This window comes from Pantoea graminicola (genome assembly GCF_048452665.1).
Classification (GTDB): Bacteria; Pseudomonadota; Gammaproteobacteria; order Enterobacterales; family Enterobacteriaceae; genus Pantoea.
Genome location: NZ_JBLWSJ010000002.1, coordinates 683,696 through 701,032, shown reverse-complemented (window position 1 = coordinate 701,032; position 17,337 = coordinate 683,696). Strand labels below are relative to the sequence as shown.

17 protein-coding genes, 1 other RNA gene and 2 pseudogenes are annotated in these 17,337 nt (G+C 47.9%); 11 read left to right on the top strand and 9 right to left on the bottom strand.

The window, feature by feature from the left end; genetic code table 11:
- The first annotated feature begins 136 nt into the window (after positions 1-136).
- The 3 genes from ACNY69_RS07265 to ACNY69_RS07255 all read left to right on the top strand — a co-directional run bounded on the left by ACNY69_RS07265 (position 137) and on the right by ACNY69_RS07255 (position 3,635).
- Positions 137-937 (top strand): hypothetical protein, encoded by an 801-nt coding sequence (locus tag ACNY69_RS07265; protein ID WP_418797733.1) that lies wholly within the window; start codon positions 137-139, stop codon positions 935-937.
- A 614-nt stretch (positions 938-1,551) separates the two neighbouring features.
- Positions 1,552-2,937, top strand: a complete 1,386-nt coding sequence (locus ACNY69_RS07260) for an AAA family ATPase (protein ID WP_418797731.1) — start codon at positions 1,552-1,554, stop codon at positions 2,935-2,937.
- 50 nt (positions 2,938-2,987) lie between these two features.
- Positions 2,988-3,635: an HNH endonuclease gene (locus ACNY69_RS07255; RefSeq protein ID WP_418797729.1), complete on the top strand. Its 648-nt coding sequence runs from the start codon at positions 2,988-2,990 to the stop codon at positions 3,633-3,635.
- Between the two features lie 198 nt (positions 3,636-3,833).
- On the opposite strand, the pseudogene ACNY69_RS07250 reads toward ACNY69_RS07255, so the two are convergent.
- From ACNY69_RS07250 to ACNY69_RS07240, 4 genes and pseudogenes are all read right to left on the bottom strand, one after another.
- Positions 3,834-4,436: pseudogene (locus ACNY69_RS07250) on the bottom strand (inovirus Gp2 family protein).
- A 296-nt stretch (positions 4,437-4,732) separates the two neighbouring features.
- On the bottom strand, positions 4,733-4,846 hold the full coding sequence (locus tag ACNY69_RS07245; RefSeq protein ID WP_233596478.1) for a helix-turn-helix transcriptional regulator: 114 nt from the start codon (positions 4,844-4,846) through the stop codon (positions 4,733-4,735).
- Positions 4,847-4,884: 38 nt separating this feature from the next.
- Entirely contained in the window at positions 4,885-5,280 is a 396-nt protein-coding gene (locus ACNY69_RS21670) for a recombinase family protein (protein ID WP_472826215.1), read from the bottom strand.
- Positions 5,281-5,657: 377 nt separating this feature from the next.
- On the bottom strand, positions 5,658-5,870 hold the full coding sequence (locus ACNY69_RS07240; RefSeq protein ID WP_071602232.1) for an AlpA family phage regulatory protein: 213 nt from the start codon (positions 5,868-5,870) through the stop codon (positions 5,658-5,660).
- A 413-nt stretch (positions 5,871-6,283) separates the two neighbouring features.
- On the opposite strand from ACNY69_RS07240, the gene ACNY69_RS07235 reads away from it, so the two are divergent.
- The 6 genes from ACNY69_RS07235 (at position 6,284) to ACNY69_RS07210 (ending at position 12,845) form a co-directional block, all read left to right on the top strand.
- On the top strand, positions 6,284-6,871 hold the full coding sequence (locus ACNY69_RS07235) for a hypothetical protein (protein ID WP_418797727.1): 588 nt from the start codon (positions 6,284-6,286) through the stop codon (positions 6,869-6,871).
- 198 nt (positions 6,872-7,069) lie between these two features.
- Positions 7,070-7,948: a restriction endonuclease gene (locus ACNY69_RS07230; protein WP_418797725.1), complete on the top strand. Its 879-nt coding sequence runs from the start codon at positions 7,070-7,072 to the stop codon at positions 7,946-7,948.
- A gap of 218 nt (positions 7,949-8,166) precedes the next feature.
- Positions 8,167-9,342, top strand: a complete 1,176-nt coding sequence (locus ACNY69_RS07225) for an HNH endonuclease (protein ID WP_418797723.1) — start codon at positions 8,167-8,169, stop codon at positions 9,340-9,342.
- Positions 9,339-10,586, top strand: coding sequence for a nucleotidyltransferase domain-containing protein (locus ACNY69_RS07220; RefSeq protein ID WP_418797721.1), 1,248 nt, complete (start codon positions 9,339-9,341; stop codon positions 10,584-10,586). The genes ACNY69_RS07225 and ACNY69_RS07220 overlap by 4 nt, the downstream gene beginning before the upstream one ends.
- 1 nt (position 10,587) lies before the next feature.
- Complete coding sequence (locus ACNY69_RS07215) at positions 10,588-12,351, top strand: HesA/MoeB/ThiF family protein (protein ID WP_418797719.1); 1,764 nt, start codon at positions 10,588-10,590, stop codon at positions 12,349-12,351.
- A gap of 32 nt (positions 12,352-12,383) precedes the next feature.
- Positions 12,384-12,845: a Mov34/MPN/PAD-1 family protein gene (locus tag ACNY69_RS07210; RefSeq protein WP_418797793.1), complete on the top strand. Its 462-nt coding sequence runs from the start codon at positions 12,384-12,386 to the stop codon at positions 12,843-12,845.
- A 13-nt stretch (positions 12,846-12,858) separates the two neighbouring features.
- Here ACNY69_RS07210 and ACNY69_RS07205 read toward each other — a convergent pair whose 3' ends face one another.
- From ACNY69_RS07205 to smpB, 4 genes and pseudogenes are all read right to left on the bottom strand, one after another.
- Positions 12,859-13,401, bottom strand: a complete 543-nt coding sequence (locus tag ACNY69_RS07205) for a 3'-5' exonuclease (protein WP_038869357.1) — start codon at positions 13,399-13,401, stop codon at positions 12,859-12,861.
- A gap of 246 nt (positions 13,402-13,647) precedes the next feature.
- Positions 13,648-14,889, bottom strand: a pseudogene (locus tag ACNY69_RS07200) (integrase).
- A 203-nt stretch (positions 14,890-15,092) separates the two neighbouring features.
- Positions 15,093-15,454, bottom strand: a transfer-messenger RNA (tmRNA) gene (ssrA, locus tag ACNY69_RS07195).
- Positions 15,455-15,497: 43 nt separating this feature from the next.
- Positions 15,498-15,980, bottom strand: a complete 483-nt coding sequence (gene smpB / locus ACNY69_RS07190; RefSeq protein WP_111140615.1) for an SsrA-binding protein SmpB — start codon at positions 15,978-15,980, stop codon at positions 15,498-15,500.
- A gap of 158 nt (positions 15,981-16,138) precedes the next feature.
- Between smpB and ACNY69_RS07185 the strand changes: the two genes are divergently transcribed.
- Together ACNY69_RS07185 and ACNY69_RS07180 are read left to right on the top strand one after the other, a co-directional pair.
- Entirely contained in the window at positions 16,139-16,573 is a 435-nt protein-coding gene (locus tag ACNY69_RS07185) for a type II toxin-antitoxin system RatA family toxin (RefSeq protein ID WP_111140614.1), read from the top strand.
- On the top strand, positions 16,566-16,862 hold the full coding sequence (locus ACNY69_RS07180) for an RnfH family protein (protein WP_418797717.1): 297 nt from the start codon (positions 16,566-16,568) through the stop codon (positions 16,860-16,862). Before ACNY69_RS07185 ends, ACNY69_RS07180 begins: the two co-directional genes overlap by 8 nt.
- 111 nt (positions 16,863-16,973) lie before the next feature.
- Here the strand turns inward: ACNY69_RS07180 and bamE are convergent, their stop codons facing one another.
- Entirely contained in the window at positions 16,974-17,321 is a 348-nt protein-coding gene (gene bamE, locus ACNY69_RS07175; protein WP_111140612.1) for an outer membrane protein assembly factor BamE, read from the bottom strand.
- Between the last annotated feature and the right edge of the window lie 16 nt (positions 17,322-17,337).

Genomic DNA, 17,337 nt, shown 5'->3' with positions numbered 1-17,337 from the left:
TGCAGGCCATAACGTCATGCTAGGGCTTCGAAATGATAATGAAGATCAAATGTCGCACACAGTGCGGATGAAGGTGGGGTAATTGCGGGGAACATATTTTGACGAAGAGTGATGCGGTAAATCATTAGGAAGGCTTATGGAAACAGCTATTTTGGTTAAGAACGGAGTCAGGAGAATTATCACACTCGATGAATACGCCAATTTGATATCGGGTAAAGAGAAGAAATCCTGGCCGGAGCTATGCTGTGTTGTTTGTGACCAATCGGTTCACCAAAAGGGACTTCTTGTTGCAAGTGAGGATTTTACACCACGTTTTAGCCACGCTAAAAAGGAACCTAGTGAGGAGTTTTGCCCTTTAGGCTCAGAGTCGAAAAGATTTAACGCATTGGTTCGTAATGAAAAATCTCTATCGTTGGAAGAAGCACATTTAAGGCGTGAGCGATTCATGGAGCCAGCAACCTTTCTGCGCTCTTATCTAATTTGCCGGCACCTTCGTGGTGGGCAAGGCCAACTTACGCTTAAAGAATTTACCCGTATGATCGAAGTTGCTGACAGCATAGGGATGTGGCGGCATACATGGCTACCAGATTGGAGCATAGCCCTTATGCTAATGCTGATGGCAAATCACGAAACCCGAAACGGGCAGCACCAGTTTTACTATCGAATCAAAAGAATTCACCGGACTAAAGACGCTGGTTGGGATCCTACGAATGTGCACCTGATTGCCTGTTGGCTGAAGGGCGGAACTCAGATAATCGGTGGTAAGAAAAAGAGCAGCTTTCCGCTCATCATACCGTTATCAGAAAATTATGTGAATGGAATCATAAAGTTGAATGAACGTGATGCCACGACGTGGACTCAAGAGGAACGCTTTGCCCGTTCAATTGAGCGGTACAGAGCTGGTCTTCTCAACAATCAGCAATTGCAGGATGAATAATTAACCTGATACCTCAACGAGTTGAAAGGATAACAATGCCCAATAGTAGTATCTATTTCACGGATTTTAATACTGTAAGGTAAGCGTCCGGTGGCTACAGCCACGCGGTCGAGATACAGTATGAAAGATCGCTGTATAAAGCCATTACATATACGCTGAAACTGTGGCCTACCTAGACGACGGTCTGTTACCATCGGACGGCTACCAGTGTGAGCAGATAATCCGGCTAGTGGCGGTGAACGGCTGACGGACCTGTTGAGACTGGTAAATACGGCGCGGTTGAAAGTCCTAGAGCCGCAGCCATGGCTAGGAAATCCGCTGGAAAAACTGACGTCGTGGGCACAGTAAAAACCGCGTGAACTTCTGCCGCAGTGGACGCAAAGTTGCGGAAATTCCCGCAACCTGTAGCAGAAAAAACACCTCAAACTAGCATCAAAACTCACGTTGCTGCGCAACATCAGTTCACCGGCAGCTTACCTCAGAAGCGCAGTAGCCTCTGTTCTTTCTAGTATTTCAGAGTGTGATGCCTTTGAATGTGCTGACTGAGACAACATATGGGACATGGGGTATCATCGTTTGATCTAACTCCGGCTATCGTTGTTAAAAGGAAGAGTATGCAAATTAAACAGATTGAGATGAGCAATTTCAGAAAATACGAATCAGCCCGTATACAGTTTCATCCACAATTTACCCTTCTTATTGGTAATAATGCTTCCGGTAAAACAACCATTCTTGATGCGCTCGCCATGTTGCTCTCAACCTATTTTCAGGGCGCACAAGTTGTTACTGGCGGAACAACGCTCAGAAAATCCGATGCTAGGTATATTGTTATTGAAAAGGAAGGACAGGTCTTTCTCGAACCCGCGCATGGCGTATGGTTAAAAGCATCGGCTGTATTTCCCGATGAAGATCACGCTGTGGAGTGGATACGTGAACTGGGCGATCGGGGAGGGAAAGCCAAAGACTTCATTGCTAAGGGGGCTGAGGTAAGAGAACGGGTAGCGAAAGGGCTAAGTCCTGAACTGCCACTGCTCTGTTATTACGGCGCGGGTCGCCTGTGGGAACTTCATCGGGATGTGAAGACTGAACGTCCCGGTTCGCAACTGGATGCTTATCGCTATTGCTTGGATCCTAAGTCTGACCAGTATGTATTACTCAAGTGGTTCAAACGCCTTACACTTTCCGAATTGCAGCGCAAAACAGAGATACCCGCATTGCAGGTTGTAAGGGATGCCATTCTTACGTGTATTCCCGGCGCAAAAAACTTCATCTTTGACATTAATGAAGGCGCACTTGTGATTGAGCTCGAAAGAGAGGGTATTGTGCGTTTTGGTGATCTAAGCGATGGTTTTCGCAATATGGTGGCCATGGTTGCAGACATTGCCCATCGCTGCGCCAAACTGAATCCCCAGTTCGGTGGCGCGGCGGCAAAACGCACTAAGGGCACGATTCTTATTGATGAGATCGACCTGCATTTGCACCCTAAATGGCAGCGCAGGGTCATACCTGATTTGAAGTCTGCTTTCCCGAACATTCAGTTTATCGCGACGACACATTCCCCCTTTATTATTCAGTCAGCGCATGCAGTAGAAGTCATCGATCTTGATAACTTTATGACTTCATTACCTGGCGAAGAAAACATCGCCAAACAGGAAAGCACCGCTGAGCACGTGAGCTCAGCACAACAAAATAACATGGCTGCAGTTGTGCCAGAAACAATGTATGCAGATAAATCAATTGAAGACATTGTTGAGGCCGTTATGGATGTACCCGTGCCCCAACGAAGCCACCGTTACCAGGAAATGTTTGATGCCGCGAAAGAATATTTTCTTTTACTGGAGGAAGGTAAGCAGGCATCCAATGAAGAAAAGAATACGATTAAACGTAGGCTTGACGCGCTTTCGGCCCCCTTCAGTGAGAATGTCGCTTATCATGCATTTCTAGAAATGGAAAGAGTATATGCAGGGCTGAAACGCAGCCCGGAAGGTGATGACGAATGAGGCCGATAAATAGAGGAGCATGCCCTACGAAGGACGATGGAACAATTGTTGTGTATACAGAATATAAAAATGCGCGCAAAGCCCTGATTGATCGCATGGGGCAATATTGCTCGTACTGCGAAGCGCGTCTGCCCTCAGGGCTTGCCGTTGAACATGTTAAACCAAAAAAGCCCCCCGGCGCGACGCAGGTCAATCAGATCCGCGCTTTATCATGGGATAATTTTCTGCTCGCCTGTGTTAACTGTAATTCAACTAAAGGCGATACGGATGTGATTATCGCTGATTACCTGTGGCCTGACAGCGATAATACTTTTTCAGCGTTTGTATATGCTGAAGGGGGGATCGTTCGCCCGGCCCAGTCGGCGCTAAGTCCCAAGGCACTCAACATGATTAAGCTGGTCGGGCTGGATAAACAGCTTGATGAAGATGACGCTTCAGACAGGCGTTGGTTGAACAGAAAAGAAGTCTGGGATATAGCGGAACGTGCAAGGCAAAGGCTGGTGGCGGGCGATACTCCCGATATGCGTGAGCAAATCGTTGAAACGGCTACAGGTCATGGATTCTGGAGCGTATGGATGACGGTTTTTGCGCAGGACAGGGACATGCTCTACCGTTTTATTGCTTGCCTGCCTGGTACCAGTACCGAATGTTTTGATGTCAATTGTATGTCCGTCATCCGACCTGGTGGACAATGCTGATCTGGCCATTACGTGAGTAGAGGACAATGGAAAAGGCCAGAAAGATAAAGCTTAGGTCTTCTCTATCGGCGAATAAAATTCGGAAGATCCGGAGATCTTCTACGTTAGCGATTATCGACTCATCTGCGCGATTGTAGGGCACATCACTTATCCCTGATGTGAAAAAGGCCTTCCCTAAACAGGAAGGCCACATTGAAATTAAAGGTCGATTTGGTAAGAACCGAAATTACGATATCCTTCACCAAAGATCTTGGTCTCTATTTTGGCGAGATAATCAAGGCGGTTCAGCAGCTCCTGATAGTGGCATTGGAAGTCTGGATGGTTAGAGTTTAGTACATAACGGCAGTTCTCTGGAAAATGCACCAAGCCTCGATAATCGTCCAGATGTAGGCCCAACGCGCTATACCAAGATCCGGTGATCATTGCTCTTAGCGTATTTTCTTTCTCATAATCCCCGAGATGGTAATAGGCATCTTTGTTAAACAGCAGGCAAAGGTGGTAATGGCATTTACCCGATAATGAAAATTCTCTCGCCCATATAATAATTACTGTTCCTCGGTATACACGTTTCCCTTCTCGCTCTTTTCTCTGAATATCGGCTATGAGCTTAGCCTCCATTGATTTGCACATACGGCTAATTTCACCAGGTTCCAGGCTATGAAAGCAGCAAATGTTATCACCGTTGTCAACTATCCCCGGAAAATGAGTATCAACTCTGAACGCAACAACTCTTTAGTGCCTGTTCGTAATCAAATTCAATGATTGATTGATTATTGATCGGTAAAGTTCAACATAATTCATATCAGTATTCCTATGTGGCTGGCCCTACGGTCTTTAAATACCGTATTGATGATTGCCACACAGACAAGACTGTATATTGTCTTTGATTCAGGTATATTCAGGCATCAGAGCATTGTATCTCCATATTGTTGTGATCTGATAATTACCTGATTAATAATACTGCTCTTAGATGACTATTAGTCGGGACTAAGAGTAGATTGCCATTATAATACCTTTCCAACATCTAAATTTTAGACAAAGACAGTCCTGGCCTGTGATGGCTGTATTAAAGTTACTCTCTAATTAGCTTGTTTTTGCTAAGTAATAAATGTGTTTTTCCAGTGGCGTTTGACTGTTGAAATACTGATTCCTAGAATTTTAGCTGTTTGTATCTGTGTATGTCCTTTTAGCTTAAGTTTTAATATTTCCATCTTATGTTTACTTCCCTTTTTTCTTCCTGACGCTTTTTTCATTGTCCGATGCCGACTCCTTGTTGACTTAAGATTATGAATGTCGACTTTTTTTGGACTGTTATCAGAAATGACATGCAGCATTCAATTGCTGGCTCAATTCTAGTGCGAGGATGGTAACAGTAGACATTTATCTCCTTTTGAAAAAATAAAAATAAAGCCTCCTCTATGTCCTCAACATTTCTTCCCAGACAGCTTAAATCAGTAATCACAATGGTGTCACCACGGTTCATTTTTGTATTAATGAGCTCCTTTAAAAGCCGTTGTTCTGAAAATGGTCGTTTAATGTCAATAATTTCAATAACAATATTCTCTGAGTCTACATGGAAAAAAAACGCATATTTCTCGAAAAACAGTATGCTCTCTAACTCCTTTTGCTCCAGCAGAGTCAACACAAGCGAAGTAAGCAAAAAATTTCATTGATTAGAATCCGGTATCATTAATTATTTTTTGACACGTCAGACGTCTCTGACTTTGAGGGCGCAAAAAAGCATTTGATGACAATTGGCATCCTCACAGTGTTATCTGTCTAAGACAAAAAAATGTTTGATCTTGATGTTTCTGCCAATTGTCCTTTTCTTGTTGATTTGATACTTGTAAAAAGTGTCAATAATGTATTTTTGAACCTCTATTCAATTGGTTTGCAAGTTGATTTTATTAAGGTTTAATCGCCTCAATCGAATGATGCCTCCGCAATCTCGTATCGAAATTTCAATGCCTTATTCTGTTTTTATGGCTGAGTTAATGGCCTTTACTTGCAATTCATTAAGACTCAATAACCCACTTGACTACGTAGTAAAAGCCACTCGTCTAACTCAGCTTCCAGCCAGCCGATAGATTGCTTACCCAGTCGACGCTGTTTGGGAAAAGATGCATCGTAGCGCGAAGATTTTGGATTGAGCCAATCATAGATGGTGGAGCGGCTTATGCCCATTTTGCTGACGACGTCGGTTAAACGAAGGATTCTGACGTTGGATGTGTTCATGTTAAGTTACCTTGCATTAGTTCAGTTTGGTTGTGTAAGAGTATGATCAAAGGATTTTGCAAAAAATCCGGGTAGCAAAAAGACATTTTTACAAAAGTTAACTTGTTGATATATGGTGGATTAATGTTTTCTGTATCTGAAATTTGTGAAGAAATTAGCCAGAAAAGAAAGGAAGTCTCTGAGGAGATGTCACACTGCAAGTGGGAGAGATATGCTGAAATACTTGATGAAAGTTACTCGGTAATGCAAGAAGAACTAGCCAGAATGAGAGAACAGTACTGGAAATCTGCAAAAGTGGGTACGCGTGTAAGGTTGTACTCAGAACCTCATCTTCGGGATTATCAAAGTCACACTGTTAATGGGATGTTACAGCTCAAAGAGGAGTACACAGAATTATATGATCCTGTACAGGAGTGCTGGCGAGACTTACAGAGTCGTATTTATCGGGAGACTTTTTTCCATTAATTATCGAGCCCATCAGAATTGATGACATATTTTTTGCGCATCTTTTTAATGCTTCAATGTTGTATCAATGGGGGCAGTCGGTAGCATCGGAAAATGAATGCATCGCGCTAAGGGCATTAAATACCTCTTTTAGTCTATTTGATAAGTGTATCGGAATGGTTTGGTTCAAGGTTTACATTGATAAACAATCAGAACTATCAGGCGTTAGAGTTAAGGCTGGAAAGAAGGGGGGCGAGAAGAAAACAGAGGTATACATTGTTATTCAGAGGAAATTAGTAGACCTTATAAATGAACTTGCACCACAAGGTGGTTGGAAAAGTAAAGCTGCGGCAGTGAATGACCTTATTAACCCCTTATGGGAATATGTTGAAGAATCAGATTTTGTGATTAACAATCAAAGTAAAAAATACCGATTAGCAAACGCAAGCCAAGATGCATTAGCGGATACTATTCTAAAAAATTGGTCACGAAACGTTGAGAGTGTCAGACTAGCATTTGATTCTAATGTACACAGAAAAAAAATAATCACCTCGTAGCTGAAGCTCTGCTTTGTAATTTAGATAAAGTGTATTAGCTCAAACTTGATTGACTGGCACTGTTGCTGCACAGGGCTTAACCTAAACTGACAGTCTGCTCAGTGCCAATAGCGGAACACGCTAATGCTGGTGTACAGGTGCTGACTCATTTCCTCCTCCACTTTCATCCCGTTATACTGTGAAAAAAAGGAGGTAGGTGTGAAACTGAAAATGCAGGATTTGAGGCTGTTTAATCTCGTGTTTGAGAGCGATCCTGGCTGGATACTTGATTTCTCTAACCGCACCTTGTCTGCTTTTTTTGATGACGAACTAAACATTGATATTGATGATAAACGTTATCAGGAAGAGGGGACATCAAAAGCCAAACGAGTTAGATGCTTGCTGAAACAGACTGATCGTGAGACCGCTCTGCGGGTTCTTGGCGCTCTCTGGCAGTATAAAACAGAATCCATGCCTAAACAGGCTGAACAAAGCCGTAATGACTATCTTGCACTGATTTCCCGCTTAGAAAACGCTGACACCAATGAAGCCAAAGGCGTAAAGCCTGTCCAGGCATGGCATGGTGTTGACTGGCCTTCACTTATCGCTGAAATGAACGAGATGAAATCTCTGCCGCCACAACTACGTGGTTTTCGGTTTGAAACTTGGCTTGCTGAACTGTTCAGTATCTTTAAGCTTGCTCCCCGTTCGTCTTTCCGAAATACAGGCGAACAGATTGACGGAAGTTTCCGACTGAATGATGAATTTTACCTGATGGAGGCAAAATGGCATCAGAAAAGAACGTCGGCTGCCGATCTCCATGTATTTGAAGGAAAGCTCAGTACCAAGGCAACCTGGACACGCGGCGTTTTTATCAGTTGGATGGGATTTACGCCTGAAGGTCTGACGGCTTTTGGTAAAGGGAAGCGGGTTATCTGTGTCAGTGGTTATGATCTTTACCACTCACTGAGTCATGGGATCCCTTTGCCCGACCTTCTGGACGCTAAAACCCGGCACGCCGCTGAAACGGGGGAGCCCTATGCTGAGTTCGACCGACTATATGCACTGAAGAACAAACAGTTCGGCACGCTGAAATAACGGGTTGGAAAGCGGTGACTTGCTCCCCGTTTCACACAGAATGCTGTTAATAATGTCCGCATATCGCTCAATGAAAACCTGGCAGCGCTATAGGCGGTCCGCTCCGTATTTTGTTTCGCGAGTTATATTTTTCGCGGTTGCGTATTGAAAAAAGATGAACAGTACTTATTTCAGTATTTCCCGTGCTAATGGTTTTTCCTTTTCAGGAGTACCCTTACGTGAATGCGAAAAAAAAGGCGGATGATTCGAGTGGGCGTTTTAACACTAGCCCTGAAGTGAAAATTCTGGTCTGGATCCGTGCAGCGGGTCATTGTGAACTCTGCGGAACCGATCTGACCCATGATTTTCGTATCGGTACGCCGATGAAATGGGGAGAAGTGGCCCATATTCTTCCTGCCAGCCCGAAAGGCCCCAGGGGAAACGCCACACACAGCGAAGAAGAGGCCCTGGCACTGACGAATGACAGCGAGAATCTTATGCTACTGTGTCCGGGATGCCATGACCGGGTTGATCGTGACGGCGATAATTATCCTGAAGACGATCTTAGCGGACTTCACTCTGCCTGCCTGACCAGAATTCGCTTAGCGGCTTCCACGCCCGGGGAGGAACGCGCCATACCGGTTATCGTTCAAAGCCAGCATCATCAGACTCTGGTTGCAATTCCGGCGCAGGCCCTTCTTACCGCCATGTCTGCAGAAGGGCTTACGGCACAGTGCCATCCGGTTACGGTTGTGTTCCCTGAGCCCAGTTCACGGGGAAGGGATGCGGGTTACTGGCAGGCGATTAAGGATTTAATCACTGAAAAACTCGAGGCCGGGCTTGCCCGCCGCGGGGGGCAATTTGGCGATAAGCCGGCTCTGGCCATGGTTGGGCTTGCGGATATTCCGGCGTTGTTTTTCCTCGGCCAGACCATTGGCGACCGCTATAAACGCTTTCAGTATTCATTTAACAGGGAACATATATTGCGCTGGCCGGATACAGATGCCCTGCCGCCGGCATTTATCTCTTCTGAACTTCCGCAAGGTGAGGTGCCAGTTGCTCTGGTGCTGTCTCTTTCCGCAGCGGTACCGCGAGGCGATGTTACCGCCGCACTGCCGGGTGCCCGAATTGTAGAATTCACTGTACCTGAACCCAGCTATGCCATGGTGACAAACCGCAGGGTCATCCATACGTTCAGAGATGAGCTGCAGAAGCTGCTCAGTCAGTTAGAAGCCACCACGACCCAGGCCATTCATGTTTTTGCCGCGGTGCCTGCTGCGCTGGCCATTGAATTTGGGGCTTTGCTGACGACTCAGCATCAGCATCCCTACATCATCTTTGACCGTGACAAAAATAACGCAAACCAGTTTCGCCCCATGCTTAGCATCGGATGTACAGAGGAGCAACGTCCATGAGTAACGAACAGACTAAACACCGCAGCTGGGAGTATTTTCTTCTCCGTGCAGCCCGAAAAATTTCATTATCAGCAGCTCAGTACAGTGTTATTGATGCTCGTTACTCTCAGCTGGAAAAAATTCTTTCTGCTGCCGATGATCCCCTGCTGGCGGATGCCCATATTTTTCCCCAGGGTTCTATGCGTCTTCAGACAACGATTAACCCGGAGCCTGGGGCGCCAGCAGATCTCGGGACAATTGATGCCGATGCGATTGTCTGGTTGCCCCATGCCAGAGGGATCGATGCCCGGACTGTATTAGAGGTCATTGAACGTCGTTTCCAGGAGGGCAGTAGGGTTCAAGAGGATATTCAACAACTTCGTCGCGGTGTCAGGATTGTTTACGCCGATGAAAATCCGGGTTTCCACATTGATGTCACACCTGCACGTCCCTGCCATCATAATGAGCAAAGCGACGGACTGGGCATGCTCGAAGTACCCGACAGGGAGCACGGCTGGAAGGCAAGCAGTCCTATTCCTTATGCAGACTGGCTGCATGATGCGTCAAAGCAGGACATTATGCTTGAACATGTTGTTGAGTTTAATAAAAGTCATGCAGTAATGGACTCTGCGACCCAAGCCCCGCTGCCTGAATATAAAGAATATCAAAAAGATGATCCGTTACGTGCGAGCATTAAACTGATGAAAAGGCACAGGGATGAATGGGCGATCAGGACGAAAAATGAAAGATACCGGCCTATTTCGGCAGTTATCACCACACTTGCGACTCACGCTTATCTGGATGTTGTCGCGCAGTCAGAATATACCGTCTTCACCCCGCTTCAGGCTATCCTGGCAATCGTGAACAGGATGCCTGACCATATTCATCGTTACAGTAATGAGTATTACGTCTGCAATCCTGAAGATAACGGCGAGAATTTTGCGGAAAAATGGAATCGTCCGGATGAAGGTTATAAATACGTTGATGCCTTTAATAAATGGCATGCGAGTGCCCGTTCGGCGCTGACGCTGGGGCTCGACAGCCACGCGTCGACAGAAACCTTTGCGAAGGCGGTCCAGGAGCAGTTCGGTATTGGTCCGACATTCGTTCGCGAAGTTAACGAGAGCATTCCGGCAAACTGGACGATGCCCGGGCGGCAAGATGGTGTGACACGAAACTCTGTCGCAATGGGGTCTCTGTTCGGGAGTTCAGTCAGCAGTAACCAGTCTCAGGCAAATGTTGCACCTGTCGGGCGACTCGGCTGATATGAAGGATGAGATGATACAACGCGGCATTTCCGCCCTTAAAGACTGTCTGGGCGCGGACAATGCTTCGGCTCTTCTCAGGCCCGCTGAACTGCGGGTCGGTGAGGCGGCCGCCTTTTATTTTCCTTTACCCGTTGATTACACCGGCCTTGAGCGAAGACTACGGATTGGTTTTCCCAACGATTTCCCGTCTGAATCCCCTAGCCTTCAGGTTGAACCTTCACCGTGGTTAGTCTGGCCCCATGCCATGGCGTCCGGGTTGTGTCTCCATGGATTCAGGGAAAAGCCCGTTACGGGCTCGCCTGAGAAAATTGTTCAGGACAGCTTATCCCGTTTTGCGAGCATTGTGTCTTTTTCTCTGGAAAACGCAGATCCTGCACGGCGGGAAACGGAGTTTCAGAATGAAATTTCCACTTACTGGCTCTGGCAGCTTAAACGATCGGCACGTAACCTGATTCTTTTGGGGGAGCCTGAATCGGATTCAGTTTTGTATGTTGTAAGCGATCCGAGGTATACCGGTCATACTGGCCTCAACCCGGTATGGGTTTCGTCTGACAAGAACGCTATCCGCCAGCATTTCAGACGTGCCACTGGCCGTTCGGTTGTGATAAGAAGCCCCCATGAAGCAGGTTTCTTTGTCAAACTGACGTCTTTCCCTGGCATTAAGGTGCCTGAACCTCACGCGTTTCTCGAATGGCTTGCTCCCCATATTTCTGAAGAATCCCTGGCCGCGATGTCTAAATGGTCAGAAAAGAGTAGTGCTTTGCTTTCCCGATGGGTTGTCATGGCATTACCGGGTGGGGACGGGGCGGCAAGATTTACTGTTAACCTGTGCACCAGAAAGAAGGAAACAGACCGTACACATTTTTACGGCCTGAGATCCTCACGCCGTCAGTCCGGGTTAAAGAAAGAAGGACCTCCGGCCAGTATTCTGTCATCGCGTGTGAACATTATCGATCGTGGAGCATTTTTTTCACGGGATCGAAGTAACACAGCAAAAACACTTGAGAACTCGCATGTTGTCTTTGTCGGTGTAGGGTCGCTGGGATCTGCTGTGAGTATTAAACTCGCTAAGGCCGGTCTGGGCAGGCTGACCCTTATCGATCCTGACAGACTGGAGTCACCCAATCTGGGGCGGCATATGCTGGGTGCTGAGGATTTAGGCAAATTTAAGTCTCAGGCCATGCGCCATCGACTGCTTCAGGATCTGCCTGTGCTTGATGTCACCGCGCTGGATACATACATCGAATGGGTTATGGGTCAAAAACCCGATATTTTCGAGGATGTTGATCTGGTTATTATCACGACAGCGGACTGGGAATCAGAGTCTGCCCTCTGGGAAAAGAAAGCCTCCGGAGCGAAATGGGGGCTGATACAGGCCTGGAGTGAGCCGCATACACTTGTCGGGCATGCACTGATCGCACCTGAAGGCCGCTTTGATGCAAGATATCTTTTTAGCGATAGAGGTGACTTCAGGCACCGGTTTACCGACTGGCCGGATGGGGGCGTTGTGCCTCTTCCTGCCTGTGGTGAAAGTTTTATACCGGGAGGCTCGGCGGGAATGAATGGTGTTGCAACAATGGTCACTCAGGCCGCAATACGTTACCTGACGACTGTAGGGAATGTCACTCTATGGCATTCCAGTGTGTATCGCCCTGATGAGGCCGGAGTGTTGGGGGGACGCTATACGGGACCTGTACTTCCTGAAGGAGTTGTCCAGAGTGTTTTTGAACGTAACTGGCCGAAACCCGGGCAAAACGCGTGAATGAAATAGCATGGCGCTGGGCCTGGCCAGATATGAATGCGGAGCTGCAGGTTGGGCAGCAGGTCTCTGAGATGTTCGGTCACTACCGGCAGTCACAGGGAGAAAATGAGCGAGGCGGGCAGCTGTTTGTCGATCCCGCCGATCCCGGCGGCATTGTACTGTGTCATGCTTCAGCGCCACATCCTGCGGACCGCGCTGGCAGAACGTGGCTCGAACTGAACAACGATCGCTGCCGCACTGAAATCGAGAACGCAAACAGGAAGGGATTACGCTTGGTTGGATACTGGCATACGCATCCGCAGGCAGTTCCTCACATCTCAGGGACTGACATTGCCAGTTTTGCGCGATTCGCGAGGCAAAATGCACGTGATCTTCCACATCCCGTGGCGGTGATTGTCGGCACGTCACCATCGAGCAGAGGCATTAAAGCCTGGATATTTCGGGAGGGCAGGTATCAGGAGGCAGTGTATACAGCATCCTTGTCGCGGCCTTAACGGACCCAATTCATCAAGACCCTTTATTTTGCATCATCGCAAAAAGCTCTGCCTGAAATAATGCATCATCCAGAGCATTATGGCTGGGTCTTCCTTTGGCAGATAAACGCTGTGTCATCATTGATGATTTGGTCTCAGACCACGTACAGCCTGTTGCCCCCATAAAGTAAGCTTTAATATCTAATGCACTGAAGCCAAATGGGTTGTTCCCCGTATATTTATGGAAGTAGTAATTGATGAATGACCAGTCAAAGGGGGCATTCAGTCCCGTAAAGACCGGCTTCTGGCTCGGTTGAAGGTGGGTTGTGAGCCATGTGGATAACTGAAGCATGGCGTCCGCGGGGGCTATGCCGGTGGTAGCCAGTGCCTGAAGGTTAAATCCCGTCACTGCCAGCGCCTCAGGATCAAAGCCAGTGCAGTCAGGCTTCAACTCGGCATAAAAACGCACGTCGGGCGCATGCACCAGACAAGCCCCAATGGAAAGCAGACTAAATAATCCCGGGACCGGGCCGGATGTTTCAATATCGACTGAAACGAAAATCTCGCTAGCATTCATAATCACTCCTGCGATTGAGGGCACTGCTATTTGGCTTGTAAAAGAAAACGATACGCTATTACGGGTGGTAAGTATCTACCACACCACCCTTTAACTAATGCCTTTATCAGACTAAAACCATATGCGAACTTCCGCTGTTCGCTCAAAGCAGACTGTCAGATTTGATAGTCTGCTGCCAAATAAAACTGTCAGGTCAAGTCTGAGCTAATACAGATAAAGCGCCTATGGCTGGCGCTTGTAACTATGTCATCCGACGAGCCTTATACCTCGAATACCATCTCCAATCATATTTCCACGATCCGCAGCCATTACAAAATCAGCCCACCACTGCATCATCGGGCGGCGCTGCTCAAGGTAATCGCTTCGGTTATAGGCTCGACGTACTTCATTCTTGTCAACATGGGCAAGCGCAGCCTCAATCACATCGGGTGGAAAGCCTTGCTCATTAAGAGCTGTGCTTGCAATAGATCGCAGACCATGTGACACGAGGATACCGCCGAATCCTGCTCTCTTAAGCGAAGCATTTACCGTTTGGCTATTCATTGACTGAGTAGGCTTCAAACGACTTGGGAAAATGAATTCCCGATTGCCACTTAACGGTTTCATCATTTCCAGAACAGCAATGGCTTCATCTGACAATGGAACAGTATGGTCGCGGTTCATTTTCATGCGTGCTGCAGGAATCTTCCACTCTCGCGCTTCCATGTCTACCTCTTCCCAGCGAGCTTCAGCCGCTTCAGCAGGGCGGGTAATAGTAAGAAGTTGCCACATGAACAGGCAGCGTGTGGAAAGGCTAATGCTGGCTGTTCGCATTGTTTGCATCAGTTGAGGTAGCTGGTCCGGTCGAATGCTGGGCATGTTCTTTTTCTGAGGCTTCTCGAAGGCTTTACCGATATTAACGCTGGGAACAGCATCAATCAGCCCTGTGTTTTGGGCATAGATCATGACCTCATTAATGCGTTGGCACAGTCGACGAACGGTTTCCAGTGCTCCTCTGGCCTGAACAGGTTGAACGGCCTGAACCAGTGTGTGAGCTTTAATATCTGTAACGCTAACGTCCCCAATTGCAGGAAAGACATCTCTCTCAAGAGAGCGCCAGATATCTTCTGCATAGTCCGCTGTCACGCTTGCTTTCTTCACATTCCACCAACGTTCAGCTACGAGCTGGAAAGTATTGGTTTTGGCTTCAATTGAACTGCGCAGTTGTTCCTGCTGATGTTCCTGGGGATCAATTTGTTTCGCCAGAAGAGAGCGGGACTCTGCCCGATAGTTTCGGGCATCGGCAAGGGTAACTGACGGGTAGGGACCTATGCTCTTCTTCGCACGTTTCTTAGTGACAGGGCGAATGTAGCGAAACTGCCAGATTTTACTTCCGCTGGATTTGATGAGTAGCTCAAGGCCATCACCATCCTAGAGAACGTAGTCTGCTTCTTTGGGTTTGGCGGATTCGATTTCTTTAACGGATAGAGGTTTGGTTTGTCTTGCCATTACCGGGTTTCCATAGTTTTAGGCACCTCAAAAACAATAAAGCTTTATGAGGTGCCTAACAAGGTGCCTAAAAGGTTCGGATTTAATTAGTTGGCTTCAGACTTCGCGAAACAAATTGAGGACACAAAAAAGCCCGCAGGGCTTGTGCCGTGCGGGCTTTCAGGACTTCTGCGGATGGCACTGGAACCATCTTTGAAGAATTTTGGTGGAGCTGGCGGGAGTTGAACCCGCGTCCGAAATTACTACACCGTCGGCACTACATGCTTAGTCAGTTTTTACATTCGCCGGTTAGCTGCGAACAGACACGCCACTAACAGACTATCCTGATTGGATTTAACGCTTCAACCCCAGGCAAGGCATCCACGCGATCTCTTTTGGGTTTGACCTCTCTTGATCCCCGTCTTAAGAGCGGAAGCTAGGGAGAGAGGGCTCAGAGCAGGTTATTAAGCTGCTAAAGCGTAGTTTTCGTCGTTTGCGACTATTTTTTTGCGGCTTTTTACGAGGCAAACCGCCCCTCGGCATGCTCCTAAGGCTTCACAATCCCGTCGAGTCCAGAATCAGCCCCAGAACTTCAAATACTAGCAACTAAACAGCTTAAAATCCAGTGGTTAGCGCGCTGAATTCTTCATAATACGTGCTTTATCCAGCTTCCATTCGCGGTCTTTGATGTCGTCACGCTTGTCGTGCTCTTTCTTACCGCGTGCAACACCAATCTTCAGTTTGCACCAGGCGTTCTTCCAGTACAGCGACAGCGCCACGATGGTGTAACCTTCGCGATTGACGCGGCCATAAAGGGAGTCAAGTTCACGTTGCTTCAGCAGCAGCTTACGGCTGCGCGTCGGGTCACAGACCACATGGCTGGAGGCAACGGCTAAGGGTTGAAAGGTTGAACCGAACAGAAAGGCTTCCCCATCGCGCAGCAGAATATAGCTGTCGCTGATGTTGGCTTTACCGGCACGAAGCGATTTGACTTCCCATCCTTGTAACGATAATCCCGCCTCATACTCCTCTTCGATGAAGTATTCGTGACGGGCGCGTTTGTTCATGGCAATAGTGGCAGAACCGGGTTTGTGTGCTTTTTTCTTTGTCATAGTGCGGCGTATTTTACATCACTTAGTCGGTTATCGCATCCCCAGTCCAGCAGGGCGGCAGGAAACGGGATATTCTAGCACACCCTTACTCAGGGACATTTTTGTTTAATCGCTGAAAATGCTATTATTCAGCGGTTTCGTGATGAACAGGAACCATTATGGCTCAGATTAGTCGTTCGGCGCTGGTCCCGTTTAGTGCCGGGCAGATGTACCAACTTGTAAATGATGTGGATGCCTATCCGCAATTCCTGCCGGGCTGCACCGGTAGCCGCGTACTGGATGCGTCTGAAAATGAGATGACCGCGTCGGTGGACGTGTCGAAAGCGGGCATCAGCAAAACATTTACCACCCGCAACACCCTGACCGACAACCAGAGCATTCATATGCAGCTGGTTGACGGGCCGTTCCGCAAGCTGACCGGCGGCTGGAAGTTCGTCTCGCTGGGCGATGACGCCTGCAAGGTTGAGCTCAGCCTGGAGTTCGAATTCACCAATATGCTGGTTGAGATGGCCTTTGGACGCATTTTCAAAGAGCTGGCCAACAGCATGGTGCAGGCGTTCACGCAGCGCGCCAAAGAGGTCTACCGTGCCTGATGATATCACCGTCGAGGTGGTCTATGCGCTGCCCGATAAGCAGTATCAACTCTATGTGAAGGTGGAGCAGGGCAGCACGGTCGAACAGGCCATCAACGCCTCCGGATTACTTGAGCTGCGTCGGGAGATCGATCTCAGCAGCAACAAAGTGGGCGTTTACAGCCGTCCGGTGAAGCTGGATGACGTGATTAATGAGGGCGATCGTATCGAGATTTATCGTCCGCTGATTGCCGATCCTAAAGAGCTGCGGCGTCAGCGCGCAGAGCGCGCGGCGGAAAGCAAAAAGTAGGGCCATGTCGCGCCAGTGCTGGCGGATAACGGCCATAAAAAAAGGCGCTCAGTGCGCCTTTTTGCTGTCTGTCGTGCAGACTCTCCGGGATGCAGACGGTCTGCTGTTCGATCAGTTGCCGCTCTGGGAGAGATTCTGCTTGTTATCGATGTTGGTCAGTACACCGTTGCCATCGAAGGTCAGCGTCAGCGTCTGCTGTTTCACATCTTCATGACCCGGCTCCTGACGGAAAATGTAATACCAGACGTTGCTGCCGAACGGATCTTTCATCATCGGTGTGCCCAGCGTATAGGCCACCTGCTGCTGTGTCATACCGTTATGGATCTTGGCCACATCGTTGGCAACCAGGTAGTTGCCCTGGTTGATATCAGGACGATAGACCACGCGCTCTAAGGTGGAACATCCGGCGGTCATCATTAACATTACCACTGCCGCGGCAGTCAGCGTTTTACAGCGCATCTAAACATTCCTTTTC